This window comes from Mucilaginibacter sp. (assembly GCF_035492695.1).
In the GTDB taxonomy this organism is placed as follows: Bacteria; Bacteroidota; Bacteroidia; order Sphingobacteriales; family Sphingobacteriaceae; genus Mucilaginibacter.
The window spans coordinates 240,815-255,261 of sequence record NZ_DATJJC010000007.1; the positions used below are offsets into that span (position 1 = coordinate 240,815).

Below are 14,447 nucleotides of genomic sequence, written 5' to 3' on the forward strand. Positions count from 1 at the left end.
AGAGTCCACAATTAGGATGGGAAAATAAGCATTGGGACGCGTATATTTTCCGGAATGGCATAAGGGCTGTCGTGGCCCAGCAATTCGTTGAAATGAAATTTATTGTTTACCATCACCAGCAAGTCGTTGTTCATTTCGTTTACCAATATATCAATAGCTTTAGATACGTTTCTTTCTTTAACATTGCTGAAATAAACATGACCCCTGTTTGAAGAATCTAAAACAGCGTCCTCAAAAACCGATATGGCATAATTCTCTTCCATTAGTGGTATGCCTTTTTCGGACATATTCGCTATAAGTACGCTGCCATCTATCGTTTTGGCAAGTTGGGTAAGAAATGTTACCACTTCGTGCCGGCAAAAACGCAGGTCGGTTACGTATACCATTTTCTCAAACATTTTGTAAGAGAAATCCTTTGGTATTAATAAAACCGGGCAACCCGATTTGGTGGCGCTTTTTAAAATATTGGCCTCGATATAACCTTTTTTCTCGTTATCCTCTGCAATGCCCCTTATCAGCAGCCCCGCATCACATTTTTTAACTACGGATAATACATTGTCGGTTAAATAGTCGATCCCCTCGATAAAGTGAACCGCAGGGCGCAAACCAGTTTCCCAGTTCAGCTTTGATTCCAGTTTTTCAATCCAGTTGTTTTTATCGGCATGTACTTCGGGCATGTTACCGTTTGTTCCGGCCATCACATGCTGCGCGGCGGGTACAGCCTCATACTCGATTGTATTCCATACATACAGGTTCACATTGGTCTTGCCGGCCAATAGCAGTGCCAGCTCTGCCGCATGTTCAGCTTCTGACGAGAAATCGTTAAATAATAGCAAATTTTTCATGGCTGTTCTGTTGGTAGTACTCGTGGAATTGATATTCTAAAATTAACTAAAAAGATGTTTACTAAATGTGATATAAATCATAAAAAATTATTGACAATTCGTTGGCTTGTTAACACTAAAACTGCTTGAATATTAAGGAATTGCTAAGAATAATTAAACAAGCCGGATGTGGATACGTAAAGGGGGAACAAAATGTTTCCGCTTGTTGTTTTTTTAACTGGTAAGTTAAATGATAGTGTAAGGCGTTTTTTACAAATAAAGGACAAAAGGAAATCACTTTATGCCCAAAAAAGGACATAAACCGGCAGGTTTAGACAAATAAAAGCAAGCATTGGTCAGCTTTTGGAAAAGCTTTTATCTATCCGTGTTCCGCCGGCAATGGTTTGGTAAACCACGCAGTATCTTTCGGTCAGTTTTTCCAGGCTGGCCATTTGTTCGGCAGTGGCATCAGTATCCAGGTGAAAGCTGAGCCTTATCTGGGTAAAACCAACCGGCGCCTCCTTTGAAACCCCAAGCGTTCCGCGGAAATCGAGATCGCCTTCAGCTTTGACGGAACCTTTTTTTATACCGACGCCAATTGCCGTTGCTACCGCACTAAGTGTAACCCCGGCGCAGGCTACCAGCGCCTCCAGCAGCATATCGCCTGAGCAGGCTAACATGCCATTGCCCCCGGTTGCAGGATGAAGGCCCGCCGCCACCATTGCCTTTCCTGTATCAACCTTACAGGATATACCGTCGCCTATATTCCCTTCGGCTTTTAAAGTTATCATAGCCGCCGCGGGGTCGGCTTTGTACTTTTCTTTTATCGGGCTCTGCAGGTCTTTTAGTTCGGAAGCATTCATGGCATTGGGAGCGCGTTTTTTCTGCGCTCCCAAATGTACCTTTCGAACCGGTAAAACATCCGTACGAAGAGGAAATTTTACTCTACGATGGACGATGTCTGTTTTAATCGCATAATTTTTTGTTTCCGCGCCATTGAAAGCGACCCGTCGCCGCAGGTGGTGTCTGTTGAGAACGACAGATAAGATAGTTTTGCCGAAAACGCTCCTTCGGTAAATTTTTTGACAGTGTTTCCGTCTGTGGCCGTAAAGTGGAAAGTACCCGCAATGTGGTTGTTATCGTACTCTTTAATGACCAGGAGCCCGGTATCGCTGTCGAAAGATTTTGTTCGGTTGTCATAGTAAGCAGCCCCGATATCTGAAACAAGGCTCCCGATAGGATAGGCGCCAACCTTTATATTGGTAGAAATAAAGATATAAAGGTCGTTACTGCCGCTGCCGTTTGTTACCATGATACCGTTATTATCATAAAAGTAGTCAGCTTCGCCCTCTACGGTGACCAGCGGGCCATCATCTATTTTATAGATCAGGTAATTATCGGGCTGAATGTTATCTTTTTTACATCCGCTGAACGCCGCTGCACAAGCGCCTGCGATCAGTAATTTCATCATAAGTTTCATAGTTCAAAAGTTTTGGTTTATTGCTTATTGAATGTTGTACAAGGCGAAGGTTTAAAGCAGTGCTAATTTTTTTAGTTTTTACTCGCCGTTGCCGTTGCCGATTATTTTTGATAATATTGATAAACCGATTAGTTATGACCTCATTTATCCGTTTTACAAAATTTATAATGCCCCTAACTGCTCTGTTATTTGCAGGCAAACTTTCCGCCCAGGAATTGTACACCATGCCGCAAGGCGTAAATTCAAGGGTAAGCAGTTTTGAGAACCTTAATGGCGTTAAAGGTGCGGGAGGGCAAACCAACAAAACGGCCAAAGGCAACGCGTTCGAATCGCTGCTGGCCGGGCAGACCAAAAGCTTGCTCAATGTTAATTCGGCCGGTATCATCCAGCGGATGTGGGTCACGGTAAACGACCGCTCACCAGCCATGCTGCGTGCGCTCCGTTTACGCATGTATTGGGATGGCTCGGATAAACCCGCAGTTGATGTGCCGTTAGGCGATTTCTTTTGTGCCGGGCTGGGCAGGCCGGTTGCTTTTCAGTCGGCCCTGTTCAGCGATCCTGAGGGGCGTAGTTTTAATAGTTATGTGCCTATGCCTTTTAAAACGGGGGCCAGGGTTACATTAACAAACGAAAGCACGACAGACCTGACACTGTTGTTTTTTGATATCGATTACGTTATTATGGATAAGCCGCAGCCTGGTATGCTTTATTTCCACGCCTGCTGGAACCGCTCTATCAAGGCCGCATTGGGTAAAGATTTTGAGCTATTGCCGCGTATTACCGGCAAAGGGCGCTTTCTTGGGGTAAATGTCGGCGTAAATGTCGATACTGCTTATGGCCATACCTGGTGGGGTGAAGGCGAAGTGAAAATGTATATTGACGGTGATACCACTTATCCGACCATTAACGGCACCGGGGCCGAAGATTACATTGGCACAGGTTGGGGCGAGGGCGCTTTTACCAATCAGTACCAGGGTTGCAGCATTGCCGATACCACCAAAAATCAATATGTTTTTTACCGCTTTCATATTCCGGATGCTATTTATTTTAACCACGATTTTAAGGCTACCATCCAGGAGATAGGCGGTGGGAGCGACACCGAAGTGAAAAGCCTGGCAGCGAAGGGCGTACCGTTGACGCCGGTTTCGGTGGCAGGTTACGTTAACGGCTTTACCCGTTTAAGGGACAATCCCGTAGCCCTTACCGATAGCAAATTCCCGAAAGGCTGGATCAATTTTTACCGTATCGACGATTATTCGGCCACAGCTTATTTTTACCTGGATAAGCCGGTTAGCAATCTGAAGGAATTAGCGCCGGCGGCGGACAGGGTGAAATGACTTTTATGACCGTTTAATGTATTGACTATATCAAGCTTCGATCAGATGGATATTTTTAAATTTAAAACCCTGGCTTTGCGCCGGGCAGTGTCATTAATGCTCATCGCTATGGCAATCACGTTATTTTCATCAGGCCGGGCCACTGCCCAGCAAAAAAAACAGGTAGTAAGGCTGGCAAAGATACAGGTAGATCCTGCCCAGCTGGAAAGCTATAAAGTTGCGCTTAAAGAAGGCATTGAAACTGCGGTACGGGTAGAGCCGGGCGTACTTACGTACTACGCCGTAGCAGATAAAGACAATCCTGCCCATATCACTATTTTGGAGATATATGCCGATTCGGTCGCCTATAAAGCGCATATCGAGACGGCCCATTTCAAAAAATACAAAAACACGGTAAAGGATATGGTAAAATCGCTCGAGCTTGTTGATGTAAACCTGGTGGCTGTGGCGAAAAAACCGGGTTTATGAATTGAACGGGCTAAAAGCGGGCATAGCCATAATTTGATGGTGCTGTAATAACCCCCTTACTTTGCCGGATATGGCCCTCATTGGGATGGACAGACCATCGTTATCTTTGATCTATTAAACCGTAAATATTATGTCGTTCCAGGGATACTTAACCACTATCAAATCAAAAACGGGCAAAGGCGTCGGTGACTTCAGGATGCTGGCCGAAGAAAAGGGCTTTACGCAAAATGGCGAGTTAAAAGCAACCACCAAAGCAGGCGATATCGTAAAATGGCTGAAAGACGATTTTGAATTGGGCCACGGCCACGCCATGGCTATCTATGCCTTGCTGAAAGGCATAAAAAACGAAGACAGCGACTAAATTGCACCGCGTAATAAAAACGATGTTAATGTTTCTTTTCCCCGGCAAACTGCTTCTCGCCGGCTTCAATGGCTACCGATAAGTGGTTCTCGTCCGGTGGTTTTGGGCAGGCGTATCCTCCGCTAAAGGCGCAATACGGATTGTAAGCCTTGTTAAAATCGATCACCACTGTATTACCTTTAAAATCACCCTCGCGAAGGTCGATATACCTGCCACCGGCATAGGTTTCGTTACCGTTGGTGTCATCTGTGAAAGGCAGGAAAAGGTAATCTTTATATCCGGCTATTTTCGCAAGATTTATATTGCGGTACACCGTCAGTTGCTGCGGCTTGCCTTTAAGGCTGAATTTTAAAATGGCGTAGCGTACATATTCGCGACCTGTGCCGCTAAATACAGGCATAATAAACCCCGGCTCGTTCAATAATATCTCCTTATGTGCCGTAACGCAGTAGGTGCTGTCAGCATCGTAAAACCGCAGGTATTGCAGGTTATCCTTTTTTAGAGGCGAATTTTGGTCGGCCAGGAAATCGTCCATATACTTTTTCCTGTATTCGGCTATCCGGCTGCTGTAGTCCTGCCCAAAGCAGTTCATACTTGCCATTAACATAAGCGCGAGCAAATATTTCATATTTTTTATATATAAATTCAACGGCCAATATATTTAATATTTTCTGCTTTTAACGGTACTGGAAGGCTATTTTTCGCCCGCTAACGACCAGTGAAGCCCTGCCGGGGTATGTGCTGAAAAGGGAGGTTTCACAAACTCTTTACCTAAAAAATTGTTTTAATTTGCAACGCTGCCAAATATCACGGCAATAAGCTGTGCGGTATGGCGTTTTTTTTCTACACTAAACAAATATTATTATGAAGTTTTTAAGATCAGCTTTTACACCTGTTATTATCTTATCCGTTTTGATCACACTTTCGGCGTGTCACGCAAAAAAGAAAGTGATGCAGCCGCCACCACCGCCTGCAGATACCACAGCTAAGCCAACACCGCCACCACCGCCGCCACCACAACCAGCGCCTGCACCGGCTCCAACGCCTCCGCCTGCGCCAAACTATAATTTCAGCAATATCCAGTTCGAGTTCGACTCGGGGATATTAAAAACAGAATCGTACCCTATATTGGATAAAGCTGCTGCCGAAATGAAGAAGGATCCTTCAGTTAAATTTAAACTGAGCGGTTATGCCTCAGCTGAAGGTACCGACGAGCATAACATGCAGCTTTCGAAAGACCGTGCTAATGCAGTAAAGGCTTACCTGGTTAACTCCGGTGTAAGTGTAAATAACTTAGATGCCGATGGTTATGGCGAAGCTAACCCTATTGCCGATAACACCACGGAAGCGGGCAGGGTGATCAATCGCCGTGTCGAAATGAAAAAAGAGTAATTGGTTGCAAAAACCTGGAAAAGAAAAACCCCTCGGGCATTAGGCCCGAGGGGTTTTTTTGTTCCCCCGCATGGATTCGAACCACGACTAGCAGAGTCAGAGTCTGATGTGCTACCGTTACACAACAGGGGAATAAATAGCTTTTTTACTTTTCAAGTAGGGTAATCCGGATCCGAACCGGGAACCTCCACAACCCGAATGTGGTAATCTGGCTAATTGATATACTACCCTAAAAAAAAAGCCCTCCTGGCGTTTGCTTAAGAGGACGTTTAAGTATTATGGCCGATACAATAACTATCCTCTCCGCAAATGCGGCTGGGGCTGCTGTCGTTGTATCGTTTGTATTTTCATGGCGCAATGATACGAAAATTTCTAATTTACTTTAATCTTTATGGCGTCAAAATTATCAGATTTTACACCAATCAGGCCATAAACCGTTTCGCCATTTTTAATCAGGCTTCCCGTTATGTTATATTTAAGTAGTTCATTTTTAAAATTATCATTAGCAGACCCGGCTGCAATGATATTTCCAAAAGCAAGGCCAGGGCCTATTGCATAGCCCAGCGGTACCGAACTTGTTTGTGTCCCGTTTGAAGTTGAAGTTAACTTAGCAGGTGTGAGCAATAAATAGAATAAATAGCCTGCCCAGCCTTGTTTAAGGGAGGTGTAGGTTTTGGCTTCATCCAGGATATCCAGCTCGTGATCATTTGTATAGGTTAGTTTAATGTCTTTTCCAAAGACCATGTCGCGGCCGCTATTGTTGCTGATCTTTACAGCGATCAACTTAACCGAATTATTGGTCTCTTTTCGTGCATACCGTTTAGTTAATACTCCGTACTTGTATTCAACGGATACCGAATGGTCATCAGTTCTTGACGCATAATTAAGCTTATCGGGATTGATCATATTGTAGCTCGACGCGCAACCGGAAAGTAAAATAACGATACAGTAATAAAGGATTAGGTTTTGTGATTTCATGAATATAAGATTTAGATTGCGCCGTGAAAATAGGCTTTTTTCTGAAATAAAATTAATCTTGAAGAAGTTTGCTTCCTTTTCTTGAACTGTAATGGGAGTGACGCGGCCAGCCATCAATACAAAAACGTCAGTTTCCGTCAACTAATTTATTAATTAAACTTTATTTTGATACATTAGTCCTTGCCGCAATAAGTACGCGCGCCAACTATAAACTGATTACCACATTCTTATTAAAATATGGGTTCAAAAGCCTTTGCTTTTACGTTTATTTTACTTATATTAGTAACTATAAAGGTTATCGCGCAGGCTCCGCAGCCCGATAGCGTTTCCTACAGTAAACAGGCCGCAGAAGCCGTCAGCTATTTCAATACGGCAGCTGGCAGCCAGGCCGAATTTGTTAATGGTCCGCAATATACCCTTGCGCCGCCCGCCAACAAAGGGTCCCATTATTTCCAGGATAAAAACTACTGTGTGCCATCCCTCATCAGGTTCAATAACACCTGGTATAAAAATGTTCCTGTTTTGTATGATGTTTTTAACGACCAGATGATCTCCTTTTCAGGTAACGATCTGTTTGTGCTGCAAACGGAAAAAATATCAGACGTGTACCTGCTCGGTCATCACTTTATCCGCCTTGTTAACGGTTTGCCGCAGGGATTTTACGATCTGCTTTATGAAGGTAAAACGCAGGTTTTGGCCAAACGAACCAAGATGAGCGACGACGAGATCATTCAGTCGCAAACCGTAAAGTTTATTCTCGACGACCGCACCGCCTTGTTTGTTAAAAAGGATAATAAGTATTACCCGGTTACAGGGAGGGGGGCGCTTACCAACGTTTTTAAGGATAAAAAAAAGGAGATAAACCAGTACCTGCGCGATCATGATCTTGATTATAAAAGAGATAGGGAAGCTACAGTGACTGCGGTAGCCGCTTATTACGATCAAATCGCCAAATAATATGCAGAGATTTTACATCGCTCTTGTTTTTCTTTTCTGTTTCGTGCTGAAAGCCAGCGCGCAGCAGGACAGTAAGCTGATCGATGTGGATTTTAAGCAGGCGGCTATTTCGCAAATAGCTGAAGACCTGAAAGCAAAAACAGGTTATTCTTTTTATTATGATCATGCTCAGTTCGATAGTTTAAGGGTGACATTGACGCTTACCCAAAAAACCTTAGTTTTCGTACTCGATAAGGCATTCGAAGGTACACCTTATCACTATATCCTTACCGCCGATGGGGAAGCGATCCTGACAAAGGGTGTAAAAATAAGTGCATCGCTCCCTGCCGGATATTTTAATGAACTATCCGAACAAACCGCGCAGCCTAATGCGGATACCAGCACGCCCGTTTACCCCGAAGATAATAATAACAACGCCGGGGCCAGCGCCGAAAATAAGATATACGAGATAGGTGCACGCACCAATAAGATAAAACCCGGTAATGTTACCCTGTCGGGATACATACGCAGCCAGAAAACGGGGGAGGGAATAAATGGGGCAAGTATTTATGACCCCGCCACCAAAACCGGCATGGCGACCGACAAGAATGGTTATTATTCCCTTTCGTTACCACGCGGGCAGCAAACGCTTTTAATTAAGGGGCTGGGGATGCAGGATACCCGCCGGCGGGTTATACTTTATTCGGGCGGAAAATTGAATATTGATATGCAGGAGAAAGTAACATCGCTAAAAGAGGTTACAGTTTCTGCAGCGAAGCAGGCTAATGTTCGTGCTACGGAAATGGGGGTAAATAAGCTGGATATCCGCAGTATCAAACAAATACCGTCGGCATTTGGCGAGGCCGATGTATTACGGGTAGTTTTGACTCTGCCGGGTGTGCAAAGTGTAGGCGAAGCTACAACCGGTTTTAATGTCCGGGGCGGTTCGGCCGATCAGAATCTTATCCTGTTGAATGATGCGACTATTTATAATCCATCACATTTTTTTGGCTTCTTTTCTGCATTCGACCCCGATATCGTTAGCAATATCGAATTGTACAAAAGCACTATTCCTGAAAAATTTGGAGGACGCCTGTCATCTGTACTGGATGTTACCGACCGCGAAGGGAATAAAAAAAAATACACCGGCTCGGCGGGGATAGGCATTATTACCAGCAGGATGAATATTGAAGGGCCTATAGTAAAAGATAAAACCTCTTTTATTTTCGGTGCGCGCACCACTTATTCCGACTGGCTGCTGAAGTCGTTGCCCCAGGAGTACAAAAATAGCTCCGCCTCGTTTTACGATCTGAATTTAAATATAAGCCACCAGTTAGGTAAAAATGATAACCTTTACCTGACGGGTTACTTTAGCAATGACAAATTCAGGTTGAACAGCGATACCGCCTACGGCTACAGCAACCGCAACGCGAATATCAAGTGGAAGCACAATTTCAGCCAGAAGCTCTTCGGCACATTCACTACCGGCATTGATGATTACCAATACAGCATTGCCAGCACATCCAACCCGGTGAATGCCTACAAGCTTAACTTTTCGGTAAAGCAAACCAACCTGAAAGCAGATTTTAGCTACTTTCTTAACCCTAAGAATACACTTGACTTTGGCATCAGCTCGATATATTACAACCTGAACCCGGGCGATAACGAACCCAATAGTACACAGTCGCAGGTTACGCCATTCCAGGTACCCGTGGAAAAGGCGCTTGAAAGTGCCCTGTATATAGGAGATAAGTATGATATAACCCCCGATTTTTCTGTTAGCGCAGGCCTGCGGTATTCCCTTTACGCATACCTCGGTCCGCAAACAGTGGATAGCTATCTTCCCAACGCACCAAAAAACGCAGCTAATGTACAGGATAGCACCTCGTACCGGAATAACCAGGTCATCAATACCTATGGTGGCCCCGAGATCAGGATTTCAGCACGGTATAGCATAAATGATGATATGTCCGTCAAGGCATCGTATAATACGCTACGCCAGTATATTCACCTCTTATCAAATACTACTGCTATATCGCCTACCGACGTTTATAAATTAAGCGACCCGAATATCAGGCCACAGTTTGGCCAGCAGGTATCGTTGGGTTTATACAAAAATATCAAGCAGAATAGTATCGAAACATCGGTGGAGGTTTATTACAAAAAGATCAGCAACTACCTCGATTACAAAAGCGGCGCCGTGCTATTACTAAATCCGCATATCGAACGCGATGTTATCAATACCCAGGGGAAGGCATACGGCGTCGAATTCCTCGTGCGCAAAACCGAAGGAGATCTGAATGGCTGGGTAAGCTACACCTTTTCGCGTACCTTTTTGAAACAGGACGACCCGAACGCAGGCGAATCGATCAACCGTGGTGAGTTTTATCCCGCTAATTATGATAAGCCGAACAATTTTAATTTTACCGGCAACTACCGTTTTAGCCGCCGTTTCAGCATATCGTTAAATGTTATCTATAGCACCGGCAGGCCCATTACTTACCCAATAACCGAATATTATTATGGTGGCTCGGTACGGGTACTTTATTCGGATAGGAATGCCTTCAGGATACCTGATTACTTCAGATCTGATTTTTCAATGAATATTGAAGGTAACCACAAAATACATCAGCGGTTCCATAACTCATGGACCTTTGGCGTATATAACCTAACCGGCAGGGCCAATGCCTATTCAACTTACTTTGCGCAGCAGGGTGGGGTTATTAACGGTTACCAGCTTTCGATATTTGCCAGGCCGATACCTTTTGTCAATTATAATATCAGATTTTGATGGAGAAGCGAAGAATATATCGTCTTATAAATGCATTTGCTCCCGCTATGATCATTATGGCATGTTTGGTGTCGCGCGGCTATTCCCAGGTGCTGCCTGCGTTAAAAAACAAATTTGCCGCTTACCAGGCCACTCAACTACAGGAAAAGATATTTGTTCACACCGATAAAGAAACTTATTTGACAGGAGAGCTGCTATGGTTTAAAATTTACTGCGCCGATGGCAGTAACAATAAACCGCTTGATATAAGCAAAGTGGCGTACATTGAACTGCTTGACAGTAAACATAACCCGGTTTTGCAGGCTAAGATCGCCATGGAAAAAGGGATGGCCAGCGGGTCATTCTACCTGCCGTTTTCTGTTGCAAGCGGGAATTATCAATTGCGCGCCTACACCAATTGGATGAAAAATTTCGACCCTGCCTATTATTTCAGCAAGGAGGTCGCCGTCATCAACACAACCAAAACTTTGCCGCTTTCACCAGTCGCTGATTCGGCGAGATATGACGTTCAATTCTTTGCCGAAGGCGGGCATTTGGTTAAGGGCCTGCAAAGCAAAGTAGCGTTTAAAATAACGGCGCCCGACGGAAAAGGCCGTAATGGTTCCGGAGTTATCCTGGGCCCTCAAAGTGATACGGTCGCAAAATTTCAAACAACAAAATTTGGGATCGGGAGTTTTGCTTTTACCCCGTCGTCCCAAACAGGATACCGGGCGGTCGTCAAAATAAAAAATGCAGTAATTACGCTGCCACTTCCAGAAATAAGCGCCGTAGGATTTGTAATGGAAGTAACCGATAACGGGAACTTTTGGGACGCAACAATTACCGCAGCCGGGGTTGAAAGCATGGGCAATTTGTACCTGTTGGTGCATAACAGGCATCGTATAGAAGTTGCTGCTCAAACAAAAATTGTGGACGGAGCCGCGCATTTTACCATCGAAAAAGCGAAACTGGACGAGAGTTTGAGTTACATAACTGTTTTTGATGAGCGCCGCAATCCTTTATGTGAACGGCTGATATTTAAACGGCCCGCCCGAAAGCTTGTAGTTAACGCGAATACTGATGCCCAAACCTATAATACCAGGAAGAAAGTTGATATAGACATTGCCACGCTTGATGATAATAACAAAGCGATAACAGCCAATTTATCATTATCCGTTTTTCGCATTGATTCATTGCGAAAGGATCCGGCGGCAAATATAACGGGATACCTTTTGCTTAGCGCCGGAGTGAAGGGGTGCATTGAATCGCCGGATTACTATCTCGAAAATGATAATAAGGAAAGCAACCAGGCGCTGGATAACCTGCTGCTTTCGCAGGGATGGACACAATTTGACTGGACTAAGATATTATCCGCAGATAAACCGCATATCGCCTTTTTACCTGAATACAACGGCCCGGTAATCACCGGGAACCTGGTAAATACGGCTTCCAATAAGCCGGCGTCAAATATCATGGCCTACCTTACAATAACCGGTTTGCAGCATCACCTGTATATTTCTAAAAGCGACACAGGCGGCAGGTTATTATTCAGCACCCGCAATTTTTTTGGCCCACGCGAGATCGTAGTTCAAACCAACTGGGCACAGGATACCACCTATCACATAGCCATTTCAAATGCCTTTAGTGAAGAATATGACCAAACCATACTGCCGCCGCTCTATATGGCTGACGGCATGAAGAATTTGTTGACAGGACGTTATATTGACATGCAGGTGCAAAATATCTTTTCAGCAAAACAAATAAAATTTGACGCTGCACCTAAGGAAGACCCGGAATTTTACGGTGAACCCAGTTATAATTATGAGCTTGATGATTATACCCGTTTCCCCAGGATGGAAGATGTGATACATGAATACGTGAGGCTGGTGCGAATGACCCGGCAGGACGGCAGAACCGGTTTTGAAATGATAAGTGATAAGAAAGCCCTGTCAGGGCAGCCGTTGGCCATGCTCGACTCCAGGCCTATATTTGATGCTGCCAGGGTGTTAAATATAGATCCCCTTAAAGTAAAGGCGCTTGATGTTGTGACCAATAACTATGTTTATGGCCCCGCAACATTAAACGGCATATTAAACTTTAGCAGCTATAACGGCGCCAGCATTAATACCGAATTAGATCCACGCGCCATGGTACTTGATTTTGACGGGCTGCAACTGGAAAGGAAATTTTATTCGCCGGTATATGGAAACGAAACGTCGCGTAGCAGCACGGTCCCCGATTTTCGGAGCACACTTTATTGGAATCCCAGTATTTTGACGGAAGATAACGGCAATGCCAGGTTAAATTTTTATACTGGCGACAGGGCCGGGAAATATATCGGTATTATCGAAGGAATAGCGCCTGGCGGTGAAACTGGTTATAAGTATTTTTATTTCGAAGTAAAAAAATAGCCTACCTCCAGTAGGGTGGCGGGTTGGTTTTACCACGGATGGTACAATCCACACAAGTTGTAGTAGAGTATGTTATAAAATTAGGCGCGCCAAACGGACCAAGCGGCGCTATATAAAACGGCTCAACAGGGGTAGTACCGGCTTCGGGGCCGAGTACTTTAGGGTCGGTATAAAAAGGTTCATGATAATAAAAGGCACTATCGAGTATACAACCAACCGGGTATTTTACTTTATAGCTGCCCGGTAGCTGGCTGGCTAGTATAAATATCCTTTTTGTTGCCACGCGCCCTGCGCTCAAATAGCCGACAACAAATTCCTGCGGATCAGTGACACAGTGATAATTACTTTGATTTACGGTAGGCTGCGCGTCAAATATGCTGCCCAGCCTGTCGGTGTTTTTTTGCAGGCCCAGCCAGAAATTATAAGCATCGGTGGTTAAAGCGTATTGCTTGACGAGTATGGTATATTTGGTTTCTATTTTTTCGGATGTCCCCTGGATGAACGCTAAGGGAGCCTGGTATATCAGGTCGCCCGAAAGCTTATTGGAGTTTGCCAGCAGCACAGCGGTCGAAGTGTCGGTTGCGTAGCAAACATGGCGCGGTTCATCGCCCAGCATGTAGGATTCAAAAAAGCTTTGAAATTGCCATGTTTCACTATACTCCCAGCGGTAATATTTTGTCGCATTAGCATCGTCATGCGTATTTACATAAACTTGCACCCCGTTAGTTTGCGCAGCAAAGCCGACGCTATCAATTGAGGGCGAGTCTTTCACCTCTACATAGTCGGAAAGATATTCCTTGCCGCCTGCCGTTTTGATATGCAGCCGGTATTTGTGTGTATTATCCAGGTTCAGCGGGGCAGCCGAATAAACGCCCGGCCTTACTTCATATAATGAGTAAGTGTTGCCGGCATCGCTCTGCACGATTAACTGCGCGTTAGTTTCCCTGTCGATCTGAACGCCCGGGCCATATTTTTTTGTCCGGCTCAGCGTAATAAATGTCGAATCGGCACCGGTGTTGATTGTGCCTTCGACAACCAAATAACGGTTGGCGCTTGCCAGGGCATCTTTAGGTTCAAACGCCTTTTTACAGCCAACCGTCAATAAGGCAACAAATAATACGATCAGCCACTTTGACATTAAACGAATTTCTTGCAGAAGTTTATCCAGGTTAATAATAGAAGGACAATTTATCGCTAAAAGGTTATATAACCAAATTAGGCTAATCCATAAATACGAGTACGTCTGCAAGGCATGTAATGCGTCGGCCGTATGAGGGAGCGTGGGGCGGGTGACAGGGCGTTTGTGGTTAAAAAATTTCCCAATAGTTTATTTTGTAACATAATTTTTGCACATTTTTTTTGGGACGAAACATTTTTTTTATGGCCTCCGTATAGTACCTGTTTTTCCCCGCGAAAAGCACAACGGTTAATTTAAAAATGAATATGAGCGGCGTATTGCCCATTTTACACATTCTGGTTTACGCTTTTTA

General features: G+C 44.5%; 13 protein-coding genes and 1 tRNA gene. 7 read left to right on the forward strand and 7 right to left on the reverse strand.

Annotated features, from left to right (window positions below; genetic code table 11):
* Positions 1-11: 11 nt before the first annotated feature.
* The 3 genes from VL525_RS05245 to VL525_RS05255 form a co-directional block, all read right to left on the reverse strand.
* The gene (locus VL525_RS05245; RefSeq protein ID WP_325384097.1) at positions 12-845 is read right to left on the reverse strand and encodes a hypothetical protein; all 834 of its coding nucleotides are present in this window, start codon (positions 843-845) and stop codon (positions 12-14) included.
* A gap of 335 nt (positions 846-1,180) precedes the next feature.
* Positions 1,181-1,687, reverse strand: a complete 507-nt coding sequence (locus VL525_RS05250) for an OsmC family protein (protein WP_325384099.1) — start codon at positions 1,685-1,687, stop codon at positions 1,181-1,183.
* A 77-nt stretch (positions 1,688-1,764) separates the two neighbouring features.
* Complete coding sequence (locus VL525_RS05255) at positions 1,765-2,295, reverse strand: DUF6252 family protein (protein WP_325384101.1); 531 nt, start codon at positions 2,293-2,295, stop codon at positions 1,765-1,767.
* 143 nt (positions 2,296-2,438) lie between these two features.
* Between VL525_RS05255 and VL525_RS05260 the strand changes: the two genes are divergently transcribed.
* The 3 genes from VL525_RS05260 (at position 2,439) to VL525_RS05270 (ending at position 4,470) form a co-directional block, all read left to right on the forward strand.
* Complete coding sequence (locus VL525_RS05260; RefSeq protein WP_325384103.1) at positions 2,439-3,641, forward strand: glycoside hydrolase family 172 protein; 1,203 nt, start codon at positions 2,439-2,441, stop codon at positions 3,639-3,641.
* A 45-nt stretch (positions 3,642-3,686) separates the two neighbouring features.
* Positions 3,687-4,109 (forward strand): putative quinol monooxygenase, encoded by a 423-nt coding sequence (locus VL525_RS05265; protein WP_325384105.1) that lies wholly within the window; start codon positions 3,687-3,689, stop codon positions 4,107-4,109.
* A 130-nt stretch (positions 4,110-4,239) separates the two neighbouring features.
* Positions 4,240-4,470 carry a DUF4287 domain-containing protein gene (locus VL525_RS05270; RefSeq protein ID WP_325384107.1) on the forward strand — a complete coding sequence of 77 codons (231 nt, stop codon included), beginning with the start codon at positions 4,240-4,242 and terminating at the stop codon, positions 4,468-4,470.
* Between the two features lie 25 nt (positions 4,471-4,495).
* Here the strand turns inward: VL525_RS05270 and VL525_RS05275 are convergent, their stop codons facing one another.
* Positions 4,496-5,098 carry a DUF1684 domain-containing protein gene (locus tag VL525_RS05275; RefSeq protein ID WP_325384109.1) on the reverse strand — a complete coding sequence of 201 codons (603 nt, stop codon included), beginning with the start codon at positions 5,096-5,098 and terminating at the stop codon, positions 4,496-4,498.
* A gap of 236 nt (positions 5,099-5,334) precedes the next feature.
* Here VL525_RS05275 and VL525_RS05280 point away from each other — a divergent pair, with 236 nt between their 5' ends.
* Positions 5,335-5,862, forward strand: a complete 528-nt coding sequence (locus tag VL525_RS05280) for an OmpA family protein (RefSeq protein WP_325384111.1) — start codon at positions 5,335-5,337, stop codon at positions 5,860-5,862.
* Between the two features lie 61 nt (positions 5,863-5,923).
* Here VL525_RS05280 and VL525_RS05285 read toward each other — a convergent pair.
* Together VL525_RS05285 and VL525_RS05290 are read right to left on the reverse strand one after the other, a co-directional pair.
* Positions 5,924-5,994, reverse strand: a tRNA-Gln gene (locus tag VL525_RS05285).
* 240 nt (positions 5,995-6,234) lie between these two features.
* Positions 6,235-6,840, reverse strand: a complete 606-nt coding sequence (locus tag VL525_RS05290) for a hypothetical protein (protein ID WP_325384113.1) — start codon at positions 6,838-6,840, stop codon at positions 6,235-6,237.
* Between the two features lie 237 nt (positions 6,841-7,077).
* Between VL525_RS05290 and VL525_RS05295 the strand changes: the two genes are divergently transcribed.
* Genes VL525_RS05295 through VL525_RS05305 form a run of 3 tightly spaced genes read left to right on the forward strand, consistent with a single transcriptional unit; the run spans position 7,078 to position 12,957 of the window.
* Positions 7,078-7,797, forward strand: a complete 720-nt coding sequence (locus tag VL525_RS05295) for a hypothetical protein (protein WP_325384115.1) — start codon at positions 7,078-7,080, stop codon at positions 7,795-7,797.
* A 1-nt stretch (position 7,798) separates the two neighbouring features.
* A complete protein-coding gene (locus VL525_RS05300) occupies positions 7,799-10,567 on the forward strand; it encodes a TonB-dependent receptor (RefSeq protein ID WP_325384117.1) in 2,769 nt (922 codons plus the stop codon).
* Positions 10,567-12,957 carry a hypothetical protein gene (locus VL525_RS05305; RefSeq protein ID WP_325384119.1) on the forward strand — a complete coding sequence of 797 codons (2,391 nt, stop codon included), beginning with the start codon at positions 10,567-10,569 and terminating at the stop codon, positions 12,955-12,957. The genes VL525_RS05300 and VL525_RS05305 overlap by 1 nt, the downstream gene beginning before the upstream one ends.
* Position 12,958: 1 nt before the next feature.
* Here VL525_RS05305 and VL525_RS05310 read toward each other — a convergent pair whose 3' ends face one another.
* Positions 12,959-14,095, reverse strand: coding sequence for a DUF4249 domain-containing protein (locus VL525_RS05310; protein WP_325384121.1), 1,137 nt, complete (start codon positions 14,093-14,095; stop codon positions 12,959-12,961).
* Positions 14,096-14,447 lie beyond the last annotated feature (352 nt).